Annotated in this window: 18 protein-coding genes, 2 tRNA genes and 2 rRNA genes; 12 read left to right on the forward strand and 10 right to left on the reverse strand. The window is 35.4% G+C overall.

Annotated elements, in window-relative coordinates:
* Window positions 1-60 precede the first annotated feature (60 nt).
* Together gldJ and RF683_RS07845 are read left to right on the forward strand one after the other, a co-directional pair.
* Window positions 61-1,758 (forward strand): gliding motility lipoprotein GldJ, encoded by a 1,698-nt coding sequence (gldJ, locus tag RF683_RS07840; RefSeq protein WP_309531773.1) that lies wholly within the window; start codon window positions 61-63, stop codon window positions 1,756-1,758.
* Between the two features lie 77 nt (window positions 1,759-1,835).
* On the forward strand, window positions 1,836-3,119 hold the full coding sequence (locus tag RF683_RS07845) for a UDP-N-acetylmuramoyl-tripeptide--D-alanyl-D-alanine ligase (protein ID WP_309531774.1): 1,284 nt from the start codon (window positions 1,836-1,838) through the stop codon (window positions 3,117-3,119).
* 51 nt (window positions 3,120-3,170) lie between these two features.
* On the opposite strand, the gene RF683_RS07850 is transcribed toward RF683_RS07845, so the two are convergent.
* Window positions 3,171-4,310, reverse strand: coding sequence for an acyl-CoA dehydrogenase (locus RF683_RS07850; RefSeq protein ID WP_298656517.1), 1,140 nt, complete (start codon window positions 4,308-4,310; stop codon window positions 3,171-3,173).
* A gap of 96 nt (window positions 4,311-4,406) precedes the next feature.
* Between RF683_RS07850 and RF683_RS07855 the strand changes: the two genes are divergently transcribed.
* On the forward strand, window positions 4,407-5,477 hold the full coding sequence (locus RF683_RS07855; protein ID WP_309531775.1) for an anhydro-N-acetylmuramic acid kinase: 1,071 nt from the start codon (window positions 4,407-4,409) through the stop codon (window positions 5,475-5,477).
* 68 nt (window positions 5,478-5,545) lie between these two features.
* Window positions 5,546-6,772 (forward strand): Glu/Leu/Phe/Val dehydrogenase dimerization domain-containing protein, encoded by a 1,227-nt coding sequence (locus RF683_RS07860; RefSeq protein WP_309531776.1) that lies wholly within the window; start codon window positions 5,546-5,548, stop codon window positions 6,770-6,772.
* Window positions 6,773-6,803: 31 nt separating this feature from the next.
* Here RF683_RS07860 and rocD read toward each other — a convergent pair whose 3' ends face one another.
* Window positions 6,804-8,096 (reverse strand): ornithine--oxo-acid transaminase, encoded by a 1,293-nt coding sequence (rocD, locus tag RF683_RS07865; RefSeq protein WP_309531777.1) that lies wholly within the window; start codon window positions 8,094-8,096, stop codon window positions 6,804-6,806.
* A 147-nt stretch (window positions 8,097-8,243) separates the two neighbouring features.
* Window positions 8,244-8,783, reverse strand: coding sequence for a DUF1697 domain-containing protein (locus RF683_RS07870; RefSeq protein WP_309531778.1), 540 nt, complete (start codon window positions 8,781-8,783; stop codon window positions 8,244-8,246).
* A gap of 67 nt (window positions 8,784-8,850) precedes the next feature.
* On the opposite strand from RF683_RS07870, the gene rlmD reads away from it, so the two are divergent.
* The 3 genes from rlmD to RF683_RS07885 are packed head-to-tail and all read left to right on the forward strand — an operon-like array spanning window position 8,851 to window position 11,475.
* A complete protein-coding gene (gene rlmD, locus RF683_RS07875) occupies window positions 8,851-10,272 on the forward strand; it encodes a 23S rRNA (uracil(1939)-C(5))-methyltransferase RlmD (RefSeq protein ID WP_309531779.1) in 1,422 nt (473 codons plus the stop codon).
* 5 nt (window positions 10,273-10,277) lie between these two features.
* The gene (locus RF683_RS07880; RefSeq protein WP_309531780.1) at window positions 10,278-10,778 is read left to right on the forward strand and encodes a DUF6452 family protein; all 501 of its coding nucleotides are present in this window, start codon (window positions 10,278-10,280) and stop codon (window positions 10,776-10,778) included.
* Entirely contained in the window at window positions 10,759-11,475 is a 717-nt protein-coding gene (locus tag RF683_RS07885; RefSeq protein WP_309531781.1) for a DUF6048 family protein, read from the forward strand. Before RF683_RS07880 ends, RF683_RS07885 begins: the two co-directional genes overlap by 20 nt.
* 154 nt (window positions 11,476-11,629) lie before the next feature.
* Here RF683_RS07885 and RF683_RS07890 read toward each other — a convergent pair whose 3' ends face one another.
* The 3 genes from RF683_RS07890 to RF683_RS07900 form a co-directional block, all read right to left on the reverse strand.
* On the reverse strand, window positions 11,630-11,863 hold the full coding sequence (locus tag RF683_RS07890) for a hypothetical protein (protein ID WP_309531782.1): 234 nt from the start codon (window positions 11,861-11,863) through the stop codon (window positions 11,630-11,632).
* A gap of 1 nt (window position 11,864) precedes the next feature.
* Window positions 11,865-12,383 carry a hypothetical protein gene (locus tag RF683_RS07895; protein WP_309531783.1) on the reverse strand — a complete coding sequence of 173 codons (519 nt, stop codon included), beginning with the start codon at window positions 12,381-12,383 and terminating at the stop codon, window positions 11,865-11,867.
* 180 nt (window positions 12,384-12,563) lie between these two features.
* On the reverse strand, window positions 12,564-13,721 hold the full coding sequence (locus tag RF683_RS07900) for a THUMP domain-containing class I SAM-dependent RNA methyltransferase (RefSeq protein WP_309531784.1): 1,158 nt from the start codon (window positions 13,719-13,721) through the stop codon (window positions 12,564-12,566).
* Between the two features lie 95 nt (window positions 13,722-13,816).
* Here RF683_RS07900 and RF683_RS07905 point away from each other — a divergent pair, with 95 nt between their 5' ends.
* The 5 genes from RF683_RS07905 (at window position 13,817) to RF683_RS07925 (ending at window position 17,444) form a co-directional block, all read left to right on the forward strand.
* Entirely contained in the window at window positions 13,817-14,575 is a 759-nt protein-coding gene (locus RF683_RS07905; protein ID WP_309531785.1) for a class I SAM-dependent methyltransferase, read from the forward strand.
* A gap of 5 nt (window positions 14,576-14,580) precedes the next feature.
* Complete coding sequence (locus RF683_RS07910) at window positions 14,581-15,288, forward strand: ZIP family metal transporter (RefSeq protein WP_309531786.1); 708 nt, start codon at window positions 14,581-14,583, stop codon at window positions 15,286-15,288.
* Between the two features lie 91 nt (window positions 15,289-15,379).
* Window positions 15,380-15,853: a Dps family protein gene (locus RF683_RS07915; protein ID WP_309531787.1), complete on the forward strand. Its 474-nt coding sequence runs from the start codon at window positions 15,380-15,382 to the stop codon at window positions 15,851-15,853.
* Window positions 15,854-16,054: 201 nt separating this feature from the next.
* Entirely contained in the window at window positions 16,055-16,642 is a 588-nt protein-coding gene (locus tag RF683_RS07920) for a hypothetical protein (protein WP_309531788.1), read from the forward strand.
* A gap of 178 nt (window positions 16,643-16,820) precedes the next feature.
* The gene (locus RF683_RS07925) at window positions 16,821-17,444 is read left to right on the forward strand and encodes a hypothetical protein (protein WP_309531789.1); all 624 of its coding nucleotides are present in this window, start codon (window positions 16,821-16,823) and stop codon (window positions 17,442-17,444) included.
* Between the two features lie 216 nt (window positions 17,445-17,660).
* Here RF683_RS07925 and rrf read toward each other — a convergent pair.
* The 4 genes from rrf to RF683_RS07945 form a co-directional block, all read right to left on the reverse strand.
* Window positions 17,661-17,770 (reverse strand): 5S ribosomal RNA (rrf, locus tag RF683_RS07930).
* A 169-nt stretch (window positions 17,771-17,939) separates the two neighbouring features.
* Window positions 17,940-20,821: ribosomal RNA gene (locus tag RF683_RS07935) — 23S ribosomal RNA — on the reverse strand.
* 174 nt (window positions 20,822-20,995) lie between these two features.
* Window positions 20,996-21,069 (reverse strand) — tRNA-Ala (locus tag RF683_RS07940).
* 129 nt (window positions 21,070-21,198) lie between these two features.
* Window positions 21,199-21,272: transfer RNA gene (locus tag RF683_RS07945), tRNA-Ile, on the reverse strand.
* Window positions 21,273-21,364 lie beyond the last annotated feature (92 nt).

Raw genomic sequence — 21,364 nt, forward strand, 5'->3', positions numbered from 1 at the left:
TTGTTGCATATTAATGGTTTATTATTATCTTGCGGCACTAAAATTATTACCTACTAAAGTATGAAAGTTACTAAAATTATGGCTTTAAAATTGTTGGTGGCAATAACGCTAACAATAGGTTTTACTGGTTGTAGCAAAAAAGGAAGCACTAAAGGTGGTTCTTCTGCAACAGGTTGGAAAATCAACGACAAAAAAGGCGGTTTCCAATACAACACTAAGTTTAAGCAACAAGAAACTCCCCCTGGAATGGTGTCTGTTGAAGGCGGTACATTTACTATGGGTAAAGTGGACGATGATGTAATGCATGATTGGAACAACTCCCCAACAAAACAACATGTTCAATCATTTTACATGGATGAAACGGAAGTAACAAATATGATGTATGCAGAATACTTATATTGGTTGAAATCTGTTTTTCCTCCATCAGACGAAAAATACAAAAATATTTATAACGGCGCTATTCCTGATACATTAGTATGGAGAAATCGTTTAGGTTATAATGAAACCATGACAAACAATTATTTAAGACATCCTGCGTATGCTGATTATCCTGTAGTAGGCGTTAATTGGATTCAGGCTTCTGAGTTTTGTGATTGGAGAACAAATCGTGTAAACGAAAATATCTTAGAAAGAGAAGGCTATTTGAAAAAAGATGCCAAAATAAAAGACGTAACTGCAGATGCTAATTTTGATACAGAATCCTATGTGAATTCTCCTTCAAAATCTTTTGGCGGCAATGCAGAAATTGTTAAGAAAAAAGTAATGGGCCAATCTGGTAAAAAACAAGTTGGTGAAGATGTAAAAAATGTATATGCTCAAAGAAGTTCTGGTATCATTTTACCTGAATACAGACTTCCTACCGAAGCTGAATGGGAATATGCTGCTTTAGCATTAGTAGGTAACAGAGAATATAACATTTATAAAGGACAAAAAAAATATCCTTGGAAAGGGCAATACACGCGCTCTGGAAAAAGACAATATAGAGGCGATCAATTAGCCAATTTTAAACAAGGAAAAGGAGATTATGGCGGTATTGCTGGCTGGTCTGATGATGGTGCAGATATTACTAATAAAGTAAAATCATATCCTGCAAATGATTTCGGTTTATATGACATGGCTGGTAACGTTGCTGAATGGGTTGCTGACGTGTACCGACCTACAGTTGATGATGAAGCTAATGATTTCAACTACTACAGAGGAAACGTTTATACAAAAAACAAAATTGGTGCTGATGGTACTGTAGAATTTATTACTTCAGAAACTATAAAATACGACACGTTAAGTAATGGTAAAATCATGGCAAGAAGTTTCCCAGGTCAAATTGCTCAAGTTCCAGTTGACGAAAACGAAACGTATTTAAGACAAAACTTTGATAAATCAGATAATAGAAATTACAGAGATGGTGACAGACAATCTACTCGCTATTTCAATTTTGGAGATTCTGAAGAAGATGCAGGAAAAGACAAAACAAACGAAAGAATGTATCATGCTCCAATGCATAAAATCGATGTTGATAGCCTTGGAAAAATGGACAAAAAATATGACCGTTCAGACAAAAGAACAACTTTAATAGACGACAATGTTCGTGTATATAAAGGAGGTTCATGGAGAGACAGAGCATATTGGTTAGACCCTGCTTCAAGAAGATACTTCCCACAAGATATGGCAACAGACTACATCGGATTTAGATGTGCTATGTCAAAAGTAGGACCAAAAAACAACAAGAAAACACCTAGAGGTAATGTTAAAAGCAAATAATTCTAGATAATATTTTTAAAAGCCCTTTAGTATTAAAGGGCTTTTTTTTATTTTAGCACAATCCAAATGAAAATTTAATGAAAATAGAAGAACTATACCTTTACTTTCTTGAAACTACTGGAGTAACAACAGACACTCGAAAAATCGAAGCAAATAACTTTTTTATCGCTTTAAAGGGTGATACGTTTAATGGAAATGAATTTGCAGAAAAAGCACTTGAGTTAGGCGCAAAATACGCTTTAATAGACGAAAGCAAATTCAAAAAAAACGACCAATATATTCTTGTTGATAATTGTTTAGAAACATTACAGAAATTAGCTAATTACCATCGCCAACAATTACCGTGTACAATTATTGGACTTACAGGTAGTAATGGAAAAACGACAACAAAAGAACTTATCTATGCCGTGCTTTCACAAAAATATAAAACACAAGCTACATTTGGCAACCTTAATAACCACATAGGTGTTCCTCTTACCTTGCTTTCGTTTCGTAAAGACACTGAAATGGGGATCGTAGAAATGGGCGCCAATCATCAAAAAGAAATTGAATTTTTATGCCAAATTGCCCAACCAGATTTTGGGTACATAACTAATTTTGGAAAGGCGCACTTAGAAGGCTTTGGTGGTGTTGAAGGAGTTATCAAAGGAAAAAGCGAATTGTATGACTATTTAACCTCTTCAAATCATATTGCTTTTATAAACAATGACGACCCGTTACAAGTTGAAAAAACCAAATATATAGAAACTATTTCATTTGGTTTACACGCAAAAAATAATTTTGTTACAATTGACTCTATTGAAGCGAATCCGATGGTGAAAATTAAATGTAACAATACAATCATTCAATCCCATCTCATTGGACTATATAACGCAAACAATATAAATGTTGCCATAACAATAGGGTCCTATTTTAACATTCCAATCGAAATCATAAAACAAGCAATCGAAAATTACATCCCCACAAATAACCGTTCTCAATTACTTCAAAAAGAAACTAACACTATCATACTTGACGCTTACAATGCAAACCCTAGTAGTATGCAAGCTGCATTAACAAACTTTTTTCAGCTAGAGGAAGAAAATAAAATTGCTATTTTAGGTGATATGTTTGAATTGGGAGAAGAAAGCTTTGAAGAACACAAAAAAATAGTGGAACTCTGCAAACAGCAAGATACAATTACTTTTTATTTTGTAGGAAAGGAATTTGTAACGCAACAAATAGAACAATTTAATTTACATTTTTTCAATTCCTTTGAAGATTTTCAGTTAAAATTTGGAATAGAAAAAATAACTCATTCATTTGTATTAATTAAAGGATCGAGAGGCATGCGTTTAGAACGAGCACTAGATTGTATGTAATAAAAAAAGGCGGTAAAATTTATTAACCGCCTTTCTAATTTATGTCCTTACTTATTTGACAAGCCCTCTAGAAATAACAATTCGTTGAATTTCAGAAGTACCTTCATAAATTTGAGTAATTTTTGAATCTCGCATCATACGCTCTACATGATACTCACTTACATAGCCATTTCCTCCATGTATTTGAACAGCTTCATTAGCCACTTCTAAAGCTACTTCAGAAGCATACAATTTTGCCATAGCACCAGAATGTGCAATATCTTTTCCTTCATCTTTTTCAGCCGCTGCTTTATGAACTAATAAGCGTGCTGCTGTAGTTTTCACATGCATATCCGCTAATTTAAATGCTATCGCTTGGTGATTAAAAATTGGTTTTCCAAAAGCTACACGTTCTTGTGCATATTTCAATGCCAGCTCATAAGCCCCTTGTGCTATACCTAATGCTTGTGAAGCAATTCCTATTCTGCCTCCATTTAACACGCCCATCGCAAAATTAAAACCAAATCCATCTTCACCAATTCTGTTTTCTTTAGGCACTTTGACATCACTAAACAATAAAGAATGTGTGTCAGAACCTCTAATTCCCATTTTCTTTTCTTTTGGGCCAATAGAAAATCCTTCCCAACCTTTTTCTACAATAAAAGCATTAATCCCTTTATGTCCTTTTTCAATATCTGTTTGTGCAATAACAATATACGTAGAGGCTGTTCCTCCGTTTGTTATCCAATTTTTTGTTCCATTTAACAAATAATAATCACCTTTATCAATGGCAGTCGTTTTTTGCGAAGTGGCATCCGAACCCGCTTCTGGCTCTGATAAACAAAATGCTCCAATTACATCACCTTGCGCTAAGGGCACTAAATATTTTTGTTTTTGCTCTTCATTACAATATTTTTCTAATCCGGCACAAACTAACGAATTGTTAACCGACATAATAACTGCGGCAGACGCATCTACTTTAGCAATCTCTTCCATCGCTACCACATACGAAATACTATCTAAACCTGCACCACCATATTTTGGATCAACCATCATTCCTAAAAAACCAAGCTCAGCCATTTTTTTGACTTGCTCAGTAGGAAAAGTTGAATGTTCATCTCTTTCGATTACTCCGGGTAATAATTCAGCTTGAGCAAAATCTCTCGCTGCTTGTTGAATCATCAAATGTTCTTCAGATAAATTGAAATCCATATTTTATAAGTATATAAATTGAATAATATGTAAAATTTGAGTTCAAATGTATATAAAAAATATGAATTTTTCAATAACAATTTGTATTTTTAACCCATGTTTAAAAATCACTATAACGTTATAGGCGTGATGTCAGGAACTTCGTTAGACGGAGTAGATATTGCGCATGTAAATTTTACATTAAACAACGCTACTTGGCATTATAAAATAGGTGTTTGCGAGACAATACCTTATAACCAAGAATGGATTACAGCATTAAAAAACGGCATCAATTATGGCACAACTGAATTAGAAACGTTAAACAAAAAATACACTTCCTATTTAGGTGAATTAATTTCTCATTTCATTGCAAAAAATCAGCTAACTAATTTAGATGCTATTTGTTCGCACGGGCATACTATTTTACATCAACCCCAAAATGGTTTTACATTACAAATAGGAAATTTACCCGAAATAGCTTCTTATTTCACTGTTCCTTTTGTATGTGATTTTAGAATACAAGATGTTGAACTAGGTGGTCAAGGTGCGCCATTAGTTCCTATAGGAGACCAAATTTTATTTTCTTCCTATACGTATTGTTTAAACTTAGGTGGTTTTTCAAATGTTTCAATGCTTGAAAACGGAAAACGTATTGCTTTCGATATTTCTCCAGTAAATACCGTTTTAAATTTATATGCCGAAAAACTAGGTTTCCATTTTGACGAAGGCGGCAAACATGCCGCAAAAGGAATTTTAAACACCTACTTATTTGATACCCTAAACGCCCTACCCTTTTACCATCAACCGTATCCAAAATCTTTAGGTTTTGAATATGTAAAAGACATAATTCTTCCACTTATAGAAAAATTTAATTGTTCAACAGAAGATGTGTTACATACTTTTACTAAACATGTCGCCTTTCAAATTGCCAAAGTGACAACACAAAAAAACAGCACATTATTAGTTACTGGTGGTGGAGCATACAATACTTTCTTAATCAATGAAATCCAGAAAAATGCACCATATATCCAAATAACCATTCCTGACACCAAAACAATTGAATTTAAAGAAGCACTCATATTTGCCCTACTTGGTGTGTTAAAATTAAGAAATGAAATCAATGTTTTAGCAAGTGTAACGGGCGCCCAAAAAGATCACTCATCAGGTAAAATATTTACTACAAACTAATTTTCAAGTTCAATTATTACAATTATATTTGCACCAAATAAACAGACACAACACCTAAAACTAATTTAATGAAAGATTTATTAAAAAAATTTGAAGATAAAGAACCAGAAATTGTATTCAACTGGAAAGATCCTGAAACAGAAGCGGAAGGCTGGACAGTAATCAACTCGTTAAGAGGCGGAGCTGCAGGTGGCGGAACACGTATGCGTAAAGGTTTAGACATGAATGAAGTACTTTCATTAGCTAAAACAATGGAAGTTAAATTTTCAGTATCTGGGCCGGCGATAGGTGGTGCAAAATCGGGTATTAACTTTGACCCTGCTGATCCACGTAAAAAAGGAGTCCTAGAAAGATGGTACAAAGCGGTTTCTCCTCTATTAAAAAATTATTATGGAACGGGTGGCGATTTAAATGTAGACGAAATCCATGAAGTAATCCCTATGACTGAAGATTGTGGTGTTTGGCATCCACAAGAAGGTGTTTTTAACGGGCATTTTAAACCCACTGAAGCGGATAAAATAAATAGAATAGGACAATTACGTCAAGGCGTTATAAAAGTTATCGAAAACCCAGCTTATTCACCAGATGTTTTAAAAAAATATACTGTTGCTGATATGATTACTGGCTTTGGAGTAGCCGAAGCGGTAAAACATTTTTATACAATTTATGGTGGAGATGTGAAAGGCAAAAGAGCTATTGTTCAAGGTTTTGGAAACGTAGGTTCAGCAGCTGCATACTATTTATCAAAAATGGGTGCTAAAGTAGTTGGTATTATCGATCGTGATGGAGGCGTATTGAATGAAAATGGATTTACATTTGAAGAAATAACAGCCTTATTTTTAGCAAAAGATGGTAATAAATTAGTCGCTGAACACATGATTCCATTTGCTGAAATAAATGAAAAAATATGGAAAATTGGAGCTGAAATTTTTACACCATGTGCTGCTTCTAGATTAGTGACTCAAGACCAAGTAAACCATATGATTGCTTCTGGATTAGAAGTTATTTCATGCGGTGCGAATGTTCCTTTTGCAGATAAAGAAATATTTTTTGGTCCAATCATGGAAGACACAGATAAAAAAATAAGCTTAATTCCAGACTTCATATCCAATTGTGGTATGGCTAGAGTTTTCGCTTATTTTATGGAGAAAAAAGTACAAATGACTGACGAAGCTATATTTAATGATTCTTCTGAAATTATTAAAAAAGCCATTCAAAAAACATATGATTTAAATTCAGACAAGAAGAACATTAGTGCAAGAGCTTTTGAAATTGCTTTAAAGCAGTTAGTATAACAAATAAAAAAAGAGGCGATGGCCTCTTTTTTTATTTTTCGAACTCTTTCAATGTTTCGAGCAGTATATCTATACACGTTCTTAATTCTTCTTCCGTCATTACTAATGGTGGTGCAAAACGAATAATATTTCCATGAGTAGGTTTAGCTAACAATCCTTTTTCGGCAAGTCGCACACAAATATTCCAAGCTGTATCACTTTCTTCAGTATCATTAATCACTACAGCATTCAACAAACCTTTTCCTCTTACTAGAATAGCTATGTTTGACGTTTGTATATATTTCTCTACTTCTTCCCTGAAGATTTTTCCTAATCTTCGTGCATTTTGAGCTAAGTTTTCGTCCGCAACAACCTCTAAAGCAGCCATTGCAACCGCAGCCGCAACAGGATTTCCTCCAAAGGTAGAACCATGTTGACCTGGCTTAATGACATTCATTATTTCATCATTTGCTAATACTGCCGAAACGGGATACACTCCTCCAGAAACTGCTTTACCTAATATTAAAATATCAGGTTGTACATATGTCGCTTGTCTTTCACATTTATTTTCACAAATACAATTACCACAAACGGCTAATAATGAACCTGTTCGAGCAACACCTGTTTGTACTTCATCAGCAATAAACAATACATTGTATTTTTCGCATAATGCTTTTGCTTTTGTTATAAAATCTTCAGAAGGCACATAAACCCCTGCTTCGCCTTGAATAGGTTCAACTAAAAAGCCGGCAATAGTAGGTGATGATGCTAATACTTGTTCTAATGCTGCACTATCGTCATAAGGTATTTTAATAAATCCTTCTGTATAAGGGCCAAAGTTTTTTCGGGCATTTTCATCATTTGAAAAAGAAATAATAGTGGTCGTTCTCCCGTGAAAATTATTTTCGCAAACAATAATTTGGGCTTGTTTTTCGGCAATTCCTTTCTTTTCGTAAGCCCATTTTCTACAGATTTTGATTGCTGTCTCTACTGCTTCAGCTCCTGTATTCATAGGCAATACCTTATCAAATCCAAAATATTCTGTAATATATTTTTCATACACCCCTAACTTATCATTATAAAATGCACGAGAGGTCAAGGTTAAGGTTTTGGCTTGTTCAATTAAAGCATTTACAATTTTTGGATGGCAGTGCCCTTGATTAACTGCCGAATAGGCAGAGAGAAAATCAAAATATTTTTTTCCTTCAACATCCCAAACGTAAACGCCTTCGCCTTTACTTAATACTACAGGAAGTGGGTGGTAGTTGTGTGCTCCGAATTGATCTTCTAAAGCTATGGCTTCAGCCGTCCCGAAGTGTACGGGATTTTTTTCTATAACTGACATGATTTGGTTGTTTATTGATTGTTACATCGCAATTCCTTCTTAAAGGTGAGAAATCAACCCTATACAAAAGTAGTAAATTTTGTTGGAAGATAGAAATTGAATGCTGGAAGAAAAAACTCCCTACTCCCTACTTGGAGCTTCCAACTCTTACTCAAACATTTCCAATAACTTCGTTACCGTATTCCAATTACGAATGGTCGCAACCACATGTAATTTCTTTTCTATATATTTTTGATCTAATCTTGTATTTCCTGCACCAACAGCATACTTTATGTAAATTTTATTTTGGTCTACAGCGGCTTCATCAGGTTTAAATTGGCTAATTTTTAAATCATTTATAGCAGAAACTGGCAGTCCTTTTGAGATAAAAGCCACATATAGTTTTTTAGTATCGAGGTTTTTTTCTTTTAGGTACGGGTTATTTTTAAAACACAATTCTAAATCTTTTTTACTAATAACCACAACCGGAACCTCTAAACCTAATTGTTTGAAAATTTCTTGCTTAATTTTAAACCCCACACTCGCACTATTTTCTTCTTCCGTATCTACAAAAACATTACCCGATTGAATGTAGGTTTGCACATTTACAAATCCTGCTTGTTCTAAAATTGATTTTAAAACATCCATTTTAATCATGTTGTGTCCAGAAACATTGATACCTCTAAGCAAAGCTAAGTGTGTGTGCATGGTCTTAATTTTGCTATAAAAGTAAAATAATTTATTAAATGATACTAACAATCCTTATTTTTGCTTCATGGGAAGAAAGAAAACAGACAAAATCGTATTCGAAAACGTAGAAATCCTTGATGCAGGCGCAAAAGGTGTATCGGTAGCAAAAGCTCCTGATGGCAAAGTAATTTTTATTCCGAATGTGGTGCCAGGCGATGTGGCAGACATTCAAACCTTCAAAAAAAGAAAAGCCTATTATGAAGGAAAAGCCACTAAAATACATTCCTTTTCCACGCATCGTGTTGCCCCCGTTTGTGAGCATTTTGGCGTGTGTGGGGGTTGCAAGTGGCAAAACATGAACTACGACCAACAATTAGTATATAAAAACCAAGAAGTTTATAATAATTTGAAACGCATTGGGAAAATTGATTTACCCGAGTTTGAACCCATTTTAGGCTCAGCCAAACATTTTTTTTACAGAAATAAAATGGAATTTGGCTTTTCTTCTTCAAGATGGATGACAGATGCCGAAATTCAATCAGGTGAAGATTTAGACAATAAAAATGCTGTTGGGTTTCACATTCCACGTATGTGGGATAAAATTTTAGACATTACTACTTGTCATTTACAGCAAGACCCTTCTAATGCGATTCGTAATGAGATACGAACCTTTGCTAACGCTGCTAATTTATCTTTTTTCAATCCCAGAAATCACGAAGGCCTTTTGCGAACTTTAATGATACGAACAGCATCTACAGGAGAGCTAATGGTGTTGATTCAGTTTTTTGAAAATGACAAAAAAAATATCGAATTGCTTATGAATTTCTTAGCAGAGCGTTTTCCAGAGATTACATCTTTACAATATGTAATTAATCAAAAATTGAATGACACACTCTACGATCAAGATATTATTTTATTTAAAGGCAGAGATTATATTTTGGAAGAAATGGAAGGTTTACAATTTAGTATCAATGCTAAATCTTTTTATCAAACCAATTCAGAACAAGCCTATGAATTGTATAAAATTACGAGAGATTTTGCCGAATTAACAGGTAATGAAATCGTTTATGATTTATATACAGGAACAGGCACTATTGCACAATTTGTGTCAAAAAAAGCTAAAAAAGTAATTGGCGTAGAAGCCGTTCCTGAAGCTATTGCTGATGCCAAAATTAATGCGGAACGCAATCAAATTACGAATTGCGATTTTTTTGTAGGCGACATGAAAAATGTATTTAATGATGAATTCATTAGTACACATGGACAACCCGACGTAATCATTACTGACCCACCTCGAGACGGCATGCACAAAGATGTAGTGGAACAAATTTTAAAAATTGCACCTAAAAAAGTAGTCTATGTAAGTTGTAATTCGGCTACTCAGGCTAGAGATTTAGCACTGCTAGATGAAAAATACAGCGTAACACGTGTGCGTCCGGTAGACATGTTTCCGCAAACACATCATGTAGAAAACGTGGTTTTATTAGAATTACGCACTAAAAATTAACAAGTATGAACGGTAAATTATTGCTACTATTAGGACTTACTTTTTTGCTATCTAGTTGTGAAAAAGATGATATTTGTGCCGAAAGCACCCCTACAACACCCAAAGTTGTCATTGAATTTTACGATGCCGCTAATCCAACTACAGCAAAAAACGTGTCCAACTTAGTCGTAACTTCTCCAGACTTTACAAAAGCGTTGAGTCCTTTTTCAGGGACCAATAAAATTAAAGTTCCGCTAAAAACATTTCAAGACAATACCGTTTTACATTTTATTCAAAATGGGGGAACAACCCTAACTACAGACGATAATTTAGATGTACTTACCTTCTCCTATTCCAGAACTACGTCTTATGTGTCTAGAGCTTGTGGATTTAGAACCTTATTTTCATTAAACACTGTAAATCCAGTTGTACTCACGCCTGACAGCAACAATTGGATACAAAATATAGTCATCGTACAATCATCTATTGCTAACGAAACTGAAACCCATGTTAAACTCTATTTTTAAAATACTACTTATTTGTTTTTGTGTGGTGAGTACGGCACAAAATAAACCCGTTGCAAAAGATTCCATTAAAATTTCGCAACGCTACGGATTAAGAGTTGGAATTGACGCGTACCGAATTTCAAGATCTTTCTATGATAAAAATTATAAAGGCTTAGAATTTGTAGCCGATTATCGTTTAACAAAAAAGTTTTATATAGCGGGAGAACTTGGGAACGAACAAAAAACAGTAAACGACGACCAACTCAACTATACCGCAAAAGGCACTTATTTTAAAGTAGGTTTTGATTTTAATGCGTATGAAAATTGGCTCGACATGGAAAACCTCATTTATATAGGTATGCGTGCGGGTGTAGGAAGTTTTAGCCAAACCTTAAACCACTATACCATTTACCAAGCGGGAAGTAATTTTGGACAAAACACCATTATTTCTGGGGAAAAATGGAATGGCCTTTCTGCAAATTGGCTAGAAGTCGTAACAGGACTTAAAGCAAAAGTTTTTAATAATGTATTTGTAGGATTCTCTGCTCGCCTCAACTACATGATGACGAACAAAACGCCTGATGGATTTGCTAATTTATACATTCCCGGATTCAATAAAACGTATGAAGGGAGTAAATTTGGCGCAGGTTTTAATTACAGCATAAGCTACTTTATTCCTATTTATAAGAAAAATAAAACCGTGGCAAAACATGACTAAAAAAGAGGCTACCTAAAAAGGTTAATATTGTCAAACTGAACTCGTTTTAGTTTCTGTAATTATTTGATTTACAATAATTTTTAGATTCCGAAATAAATTCGAAATGACAAAACACATTAAAATATAAAAAATCCCGATGTAATTCGGGATTTTTTTATTTTATTTCTCTAACCCCTTTGACAAAAAGCCATTTCATGTATATTTTTTCTCCCTCATGGGTTTTTACAGCTTGAAACTTAGGCGCTACTAGAACAGACACCATAAATCCGGTCATAGGAATCCAAATACCTTGTAAATGAGTTGCTATATCCACAACATACAACGTAGGTATGTAGATTACTAAAAAACCTAAAAAATTGTATACAAATGCTTTAACTTTCTTTGACATCTTAATCTTTTAATGTGAAAATAATTTTTTCAAAATCTGCTTTATACTGTACTTTTTTATCTTCAGTGGTCCAAGATAATATTTTGTAAAACGAAGTTTTGGTTTCTACTATACCAATTACATAGTAAATAGGAATATTTGACTCTGTATCAAAATATGACGCTTCGGAAACTACATAATTAATATCCTTAATTTTACTATACTTTGGTTTGCCTATTTTTCTATCTTTTTCATCTTTTAAAAAATCTCCTGCAAAATCTTCATAAAATTCTTTAACATCCGCATAAGATAATTCTGCCATGGTCAATTCCTCCTTATTATCTTCAATAACAATGGTGTACACATCCTTAACTAAATTTTGAAACTGAATACACGCATCATCATTTAAACCTACTGTTTTTGTCATGTATTCAGGAACCGTAATTTTGATAATATGTCCTGCTTGAAATTCTTTTACTTTTTGTTGAGAAAAGGCATTGAATGCTAACATCAAAAAACCTAAATAAATTATTTTTTTCATCTGTTTTGTTTATAGTTATGTAATTACTATTTATACTTTTTTAATTAATATCAGGTGAGTCGTGAATGCTATTTGAGCTATTTTAACTTTTGTAAAAATAGTGTTTTTTATTTTTAATCACTAAACTTTTACTTTTACCTGTTATCTTACTATGAATCGAGGAATTGTTAAAACGAATCACTAATTATTCATATATTTCCCTTTCTTGCTGCCTTCATATAGTTCATACTTCACCAATCTAGCTTCAAGTTTTCCATTAAATAATTTTATTTTTCGAGAGGGTCTAAGTCCCACAAACTTTAAGGCTTCTAAATTTGAAGTAATAAACCATGCGGTAGTATTTGGATATTTTTGTTTCATAGTATCGCCAATTTCTCTATAAAAACGCTCCATCTGAATATCTAAACGCTCACCATAAGGCGGATTAAACACCATGTGCAATGGACCTTGAACCGCTTTCTCCGTTTCAAAGAAATCTTCTTGAGAAATAGACACATACTCATCTAAATTAGCATTCTCTAAATTATCTTTAGCTTTTCTAACGGCGCTAGGCGCTTTGTCATAACCTGTAATTGTATAATGAAACTCTTTAGTCTTCTTTAGTAACGCTTCTAAAATAGTATCAAACAGCACACTATCCCAATCTTGCCATTTTTCAAAAGCAAATTCTTTACGATTAATATTAGCTGGAATGTTACAAGCTATCATAGCCGCTTCGGCTAACAAGGTGCCACTACCACACATAGGATCAATAAAATGAGCCTGTCCGTCCCAACCTGATAAAAGCAAAATACCTGCGGCTAATACTTCATTGATAGGTGCAATATTAGTCGCCGTACGATACCCTCTCTGATGCAAAGACGTCCCCGAAGTATCTAACGAAACCGTACACAATTCTCTATCAATATGTACATGAATTCGTAAATCAGGAAAATCCTTATCAATATTTGGGCGCAGTCCCGTTTTTTCTCTAAACTGATCTACAATAGCATCTTTTACTTTTAAAGAAACGAATTGCGAATGCGTAAACGTTTCAGAATATATAGTTGTTTCAATTACAAAAGATTGCTGTACCGATAGATAAGTCGACCAGTCTATAGCTTGTATCCCTGCATACAGGCCTTTTTCATGCGTAGCTTTAAAAGTGTGTATCGGTTTTAGTATTTTTAATGCTGTACGCAAAGCTAAATTTGCTTTGTACATAAATCCTTTATCGCCATAAAAACTAACCATTCGGGTTCCTTTCTGTACCTGTTGCGCACCTAACTGTAACAGTTCTTTTTCAAGTAGTTCTTCAAAGCCAAAAAACGTTTTGGCTACCATTTTATAATTTTCCATGAGTCAAGTTCCCGTACTATTGCAAAAAATAAATGCAATTTCAATTATTCGGACATTCTTGTGCAAAAATACATTAAATTTGCTACTTGAAAGAAATGAATTCAATTTTAATGATAATGAATAGCCCGCAAGCAGAAGCAAATTGGTTTGAATCGTGGTTCAACACACCTTATTATCACATACTTTATAAGGACAGAGACGACAGCGAAGCACAACTATTTATGGATAATTTAACCCATTATCTTAATCTTCCCGAAAACGGAAGTATTTTAGATTTGGCTTGTGGTAAAGGAAGACATGCCGTTTATTTAAATCAATTGGGCTACCAAGTTACAGGAATGGATATTTCTGAAAACAGCATTGCACACGCCTCACAATACGCTAATGAAAGCTTACAATTTAAGGTACATGATATGCGTGAGCCTATAACAGAACAATTTGATGCAGTTTTTAATTTATTTACCAGTTTTGGTTATTTTGACGAAACTGCAGATAATATTAAAGCATTACACGTAATTAAAAATAGCCTTTCAGAATATGGCTTTGGTGTTATCGATTTTTTAAACGCCAGTTATGTAATTGCAAATCTTGTTCCTGAAGAGACAAAACACATTGACGGCATTACATTTAACATTAAACGCTATGTTGAACATAAAAAAATAATCAAAGAAATAGAGGTCATTGATAATGACAAAACTTTTCTGTTTAAAGAAAAAGTTTCGGCACTCTACCTAGAAGACTTTGAAAAAATGATGGAGCAATGTGGCATTTATATGTTAGATATTTTTGGTGATTATAAATTAAAGAAATTCTACAAAAACGAATCAGAACGACTAATCATGATTTTTAAATAAGGCCCATGAAATATACCGTATATCTATTTCCATTTTTATCTGTCCTTATAGGCTATTTAATTGCCTTATTTGTTACGCCTAAAAACAAAAAAAACATCAAATTGCTTTTAGCCTTTAGTGGTTCTTTTTTATTGTCATTAACCGTTATGCACTTACTTCCGGGTATTTATGCTTCAGAAATAAGTCATCATGACGCACATGAGCATGTACATTCAACTATAGGATTGTACATTATGCTGGGAATCGTTTTCCAAATCATCTTAGAATATTTTTCAAAAGGTGCTGAACACGGACATGTTCACGGACACGAAAAAATGAATCAAATTCCATGGTTACTTTTCATCAGTTTATGTGTACACGCTGTACTTGAAGGAATTCCCATAAATAACGATAACCATCTCGCTTTTGGCATAGCCATTCACCATCTTCCCATAGCAATGATATTGACACTTTTCTTTAAAAATGCGGCACTTGATAAAAAAGCGATTTTATTTTTTATGATAGTATTTGCATTAATGACACCTGTGGGCACTTTATTAGCAAAAGAATTAACCTTTATACAAACTTACCAAGCTCAGGCATTAGGCTTTGTAGTAGGTATATTATTTCACATATCATCAACCATTATTTTTGAAACCAGTGAAGGACATAAATTTAACTTAGCCAAGCTCTTAGCCATTGCTTTTGGTATTGTAATAGCAAGTTTTATGTAGTTTAATCTATGAAACTATAACAAAAGCTTATGTTAAATTAAATTTAGCTCACAATTTATAACTTAACTTTGTCATAAATAAATACCAAATTATGACACAGTTCAATTCACTTGGCTTAGACCAACCAAAATTGGAAACATTAGCTACAAAGCTAAATATTCTACTAGCAAATTATTCTATATTTTATCAAAATACAAGAGGATTTCATTGGAACATCAAAGGAAAAAATTTCTTTGAATTACACCTAAAATTTGAAGAACTATACACCAACCTTCAACTTAAAATAGACGAAATAGCAGAAAGAATATTAACGTTAGGGTATTGTCCAAATCATAATTTTAGCGACTATCAAAAAACCGCTACCATTACAGAGATAAAAGAAACAACAAAAGATACGATTGCTATAGCAACTATCATTGAATCTTTAGCAACCTTAATTCAGCTACAACGTATCATTTTAAAATTAACACAAGAAATAGACGACGAAGGTACGTCTTCCCTTATGAGTGACAATATTAGAGAACAAGAAAAACTAATTTGGATGTATAAAGCGTATATTTCATAAATTACAAGTAAACAAAAACACGAATGCCTGTTTCATTTTATGGAGCAGGCATTTATATTTTTATACAAATATTCTCCCGCTGTTCGCACTACACGGTAGTTTACTTCCATCGGGGCTATGATAGAAATTTTACAATTCAATTCATATTTTTTATATATTTACAAATAGTTATAAACGTTTATAAATGTTTGTAAACGAAACATGCTTATATTTACGATTACCAGCAATACCATCAGAATGAAGCTTTCAAACATAATATTTTTCATCTTTTTTTCATTTTATTCTTATTGTCAAGATAAAGATGAACAAATAGTTTTAAAAGTTGTTGGAGATTTAAATTCGGATAATTTGATTGACGAAGTAATTATAAATAAAGACAGTACAGACACAAATTATCCATTCATATTGAATGTATTTTTATTGAATGATAAAAAAGAGCGAAATTTAATTGCAACTTCAAATAGAATAATTTTACAAGCACGTACTCGAAAAAAATTAATACCTCTTCAATCATATTGCAACCTAAAAATTGAGGACAATAAAGTGATTGTCAATTACAATATCGATAGTGCATATTCTATTTACAAATTTGGTTTCCAAGATTCAGATTTTATACTTCTTGAATATTATGGTGAATTTAATAATGGAAACGGAAAGCAAGTTGAAAATTACACTTCTAAAAATGGTAAGACTGAAATAATCATTAAGGATAAAAATGATAATATATTAACTCGAAAGGAAAAAGTTGAAGGAATAAAAAAACTTGACAATTTTGAAGTAGATCCATGACGGTACTGCTGGTAACAGCGATTTCGCGCTATTGCTGGTTTTTCTTGAATTGAACTTCTTTCTTCATGAAAATATTTTATCTTAGTAGACAGTACGCAGTTCGCTGGATTCGTAACAGACGCAAAGCCGCGAAACGTTATAAGCAAGCAGTCGACGACCGCGTAAACAATACCAAAATATGAAAGAAAAAGCCATAAGATTTATTTCTGAAGTTATTAAACCTTGGGAAACTCTAAACCAACAATTAGCTGCGCCTTTTTCAATGAATCCAGCAATAAATGATTTTATTACAACAGCAAATGCTTTAACTGTTTCTATAAAACATTTACCAGAAGCAATTGCAAAAATAAAACCTGAAATTTTAGCGAAAGAACTTCAATCTTATAAAATTATTTCTGACTTAGCAGATTCGTTAAAACATGGTGAATTAAGAAAACCTGAAAGAGAATGTAAATTATCAGTTTCATCAATGTTTGAAAGGAATGAAAAAGCAGAAGTGAGATTTTTGCGAAATAGAATTTCAATTCAACACAATACTTATGGAAAAATTGACTTCATGGAATGCGCGATGGAAAGTGCTATATTTATTGCTGAAAAACTTGACATAAAAACAGATTGGAATCCAAAAATATTTAATAATTCTGGAGAGTTTTCAAATGAAATAAAAGTTCATGCGACAAAAAAACATCAGGTTGCGTGGACAGAAATGGCATTTGAAACCGTTCAGTTGAATGGTGATGGAAAATATGAAAATGTTGATTTAAATGGTCAAGTAATGTTTACGTTGACATCTGAGTTTTAACTGCCCACTTATAACAGGCGTAACTGTTGCAGAACTACCATTTTCTCAAAACAATTTACAAAAACATAAAAACAAGCCTCTTTTCTCTTTGATAAACTCAGAGACCTAAAGAGGTTTATTTTTTAGTTGTAGTTCAATATATATAAAAATTTAAATACTACTTTGTTGTTACTACAAAACAAAAAAGCCTGTCTAATTATAGACAGGCTTTCTAAAAAAAGGCGGCGACCTACTCTCCCACAGTGATGCAGTACCATTGGCGCAATCGGGCTTAACTTCTCTGTTCGGAATGGGAAGAGGTGAGCCCCGACGCAATAACCACCTTAAATTTTAAGTGATAAGCACTTAGTGATTCGTAATTAGCTTTTGGCTAATCACTACTTGTTACTAGTTACTTTTCACTGTCTCGTTTGTAACGAGACTAATATCGTAACATACTGAGATAAAAACATTTAAAAAAAGAATTCGCTCCCGATATTGCTATCGGGAGACTTGTACAATAAGCTAACGGGTTATTAGTACTACTCGACTATGACATTACTGCCTTTACATCTATAGCCTATCAACGTGGTCATCTTCCACGACCCTTAAAAGAAATCTCATCTTGTGGTGGGTTTCGCGCTTATATGCTTTCAGCGCTTATCCCTTCCGAACGTAGCTACTCAGCGGTGCCCCTGGCGGGACAACTGATACACTAGAGGTTCGTCCAACTCGGTCCTCTCGTACTAGAGTCAGATCCACTCAAATTTCTAACGCCCACAGTAGATAGAGACCGAACTGTCTCACGACGTTCTGAACCCAGCTCGCGTGCCACTTTAATGGGCGAACAGCCCAACCCTTGGGACCTTCTCCAGCCCCAGGATGTGACGAGCCGACATCGAGGTGCCAAACCCCCCCGTCGATATGAGCTCTTGGGGGAGATCAGCCTGTTATCCCCGGCGTACCTTTTATCCTTTGAGCGATGGCCCTTCCATGCGGAACCACCGGATCACTATGCTCTACTTTCGTACCTGATCGACCTGTATGTCTCTCAGTCAAGCTCCCTTATGCCATTGCACTCTACGCACGGTTACCAAGCGTGCTGAGGGAACCTTTAGAAGCCTCCGTTACTCTTTTGGAGGCGACCACCCCAGTCAAACTACCCACCAAGCAATGTCCCCCACAACGCGGGGTTAGGCCTCAGACAAGCAAAGGGTGGTATTTCAACAATGACTCCACAACTCCTAGCGAAGCCGCTTCATAGTCTCCCACCTATCCTACACATCACGTGTCCAAGGTCAATACTAAGCTATAGTAAAGGTGCACAGGGTCTTTTCGTCCCACTGCGGGTAATCGGCATCTTCACCGATACTACAATTTCACCGAGCTCATGGCTGAGACAGTGTCCAGATCGTTACACCATTCGTGCAGGTCGGAACTTACCCGACAAGGAATTTCGCTACCTTAGGACCGTTATAGTTACGGCCGCCGTTTACTGGGGCTTCAATTCAATGCTTCTCCGAAGATAACATCTCCTCTTAACCTTCCAGCACCGGGCAGGTGTCAGGCCCTATACTTCATCTTACGATTTTGCAGAGCCCTGTGTTTTTGATAAACAGTCGCCTGGACCTCTTCACTGCGGCCCCGATTGCTCGGGGCGACCCTTCTCCCGAAGTTACGGGTCTATTTTGCCTAATTCCTTAGCCATGAATCTCTCGAGCACCTTAGGATTCTCTCCTCAACTACCTGTGTCGGTTTACGGTACGGGTACTGTTAATCTAAGTTTAGAGGTTTTTCTTGGAAGCCCTTAGGTACACTATCACTTTGGCCGAAGCCTCCGTGTACTATCGCATTTCACCAAACTCTACGGATTTGCCTATAGAGCCTATAGCTAGGTGCTTCAACGAACTATTCCGTCAGTTCGCGGTACTTTCATCACTCCGTCACCCCATCACAATTAACAGTAGTACGGGAATATTAACCCGTTGGCCATCGACTGTCCCTTTCGGGTTCGCCTTAGGACCCGACTAACCCGCAGCTGATTAGCATAGCTGCGGAAACCTTAGTTTTTCGGTGTGCGGGTTTCTCGCCCGCATTATCGTTACTTATGCCTACATTTGCTTTTCTAAACAGTCCAGCAACCCTCACAGATCACCTTCAACCCAGTTTAGAATGCTCCCCTACCACTTTGTATTGCTACAAAATCCATAGCTTCGGTAGTATGCTTATGCCCGATTATTATCCATGCTCGTCCGCTCGACTAGTGAGCTGTTACGCACTCTTTAAATGAATGGCTGCTTCCAAGCCAACATCCTAGCTGTCTGGGCAGACAAACCTCGTTTTTTCAACTTAGCATACATTTGGGGACCTTAGCTGATGGTCTGGGTTCTTTCCCTCTCGGACATGGACCTTAGCACCCATGCCCTCACTGCTGGTAAACATTATATAGCATTCGGAGTTTGTCAGGAATTGGTAGGCGGTGAAGCCCCCGCATCCAATCAGTAGCTCTACCTCTATATAACTTAAGCCAGCGCTGCACCTAAATGCATTTCGGGGAGTACGAGCTATTTCCGAGTTTGATTGGCCTTTCACCCCTACCCACAGGTCATCCGAAGACTTTTCAACGTCAACCGGTTCGGACCTCCACTATGTGTTACCACAGCTTCATCCTGCCCATGGGTAGATCACACGGTTTCGCGTCTACCATTACTGACTATAGCGCCCTATTCAGACTCGCTTTCGCTACGGATCCATGACTTAACCACTTATCCTTGCCAGCAACGGTAACTCGTAGGCTCATTATGCAAAAGGCACGCCGTCACCCCACAAAAGGGCTCCGACCGCTTGTAGGCGTATGGTTTCAGGATCTATTTCACTCCGTTATTCACGGTTCTTTTCACCTTTCCCTCACGGTACTGGTTCACTATCGGTCTCTCAGGAGTATTTAGCCTTAGCGGATGGTCCCGCCAGATTCAGACAGGGTTTCACGTGCCCCGCCCTACTCAGGATACCACTATTTATTACATCGATTACTTATACAGGACTATCACCCTCTATGGTTAACCTTTCCAGGTTATTCTAATTCTCTTTGCATAAAATGACGTGGTCCTACAACCCCAGAATTGCCGTAACAACTCTGGTTTGGGCTATTCCGCGTTCGCTCGCCACTACTTACGGAATCACTTTTGTTTTCTTCTCCTCCGCCTACTTAGATGTTTCAGTTCAGCGGGTTTACCCTCCTATCGGAGTACCATGTCTTCAACATGGTGGGTTGCCCCATTCGGAAATTTACGGATCAATTCGTGTGTGCCAATCCCCGTAACTTATCGCAGCTTATCACGTCCTTCTTCGCCTCTGAGAGCCTAGGCATCCCCCATACGCCCTTATTTTGCTTATTGCTTTCTTTTTATTTTGTATATACTGTCCTAAAAACAATATACTGTGTCTTTCTACTTTTTAAATGTATTGTATCTCAATATGTCAATGAACTTTTTTCTTAGTAATTAGTTACTAGTAATTAGTGATTAGCACAAGGCTAATTACTATTTACTCTTTACTATTCACCAGAATAGTGGAGAATATCGGAGTCGAACCGATGACCTCCTGCGTGCAAGGCAGGCGCTCTAGCCAGCTGAGCTAATCCCCCAATTTGAATTCAGAATTATGAATTCAGAATTACGAATTATGAATCCCAACTTCCAGAATTTCCTTTTATTTAAGAATAACAGCTTTTTTTTAATTGTGAATTGTAATTACCAATTATCAATTAAAAAAGTAGTCCCGGGCAGACTCGAACTGCCGACCCCTACATTATCAGTGTAGTACTCTAACCAGCTGAGCTACGAGACTCTGTATCTTAAACTTATTTCTTTGAATTAACAGCAAGAGTAAAACCCCTTCTTTTTACAACTTTAACCTAACATAAGATATCTTATGTCTCT

The sequence above is a fragment of the Flavobacterium sp. 20NA77.7 genome, from assembly GCF_031326205.1.
GTDB classification, from domain to species: Bacteria; Bacteroidota; Bacteroidia; order Flavobacteriales; family Flavobacteriaceae; genus Flavobacterium; species Flavobacterium nakdongensis.